Raw genomic sequence first — 214 nt, forward strand, 5'->3', positions numbered from 1 at the left:
GCCCTCTCGTAAAGAATACAGTTGGCCGAAGCCACAAAACTAAAGGGGGTGGTAATCACTTCGTCCCCCTCGCCGATACCCAGGCTGCGCACCAAAAGGTGAAGCCCGCTGGTCCCGCTGTTCACCGCCACCGCAAACCGCCGACCGACGTACGCAGCCATTTTCTCTTCAAATTCCTTCACCTTCGGCCCCATACTCAACCACCGGGACCGCA

1 protein-coding gene is annotated in these 214 nt (G+C 58.4%); it reads right to left on the reverse strand.

Translation table 11 applies throughout. From position 1 onward, the window contains the following. On the reverse strand, nucleotides 1-214 hold a 214-nt coding region (locus tag KKC1_RS15625; protein WP_192868297.1), incomplete at both ends, for a DegT/DnrJ/EryC1/StrS family aminotransferase.

It is taken from the genome of Calderihabitans maritimus (assembly GCF_002207765.1).
In the GTDB taxonomy this organism is placed as follows: domain Bacteria; phylum Bacillota; class KKC1; order Calderihabitantales; family Calderihabitantaceae; genus Calderihabitans; species Calderihabitans maritimus.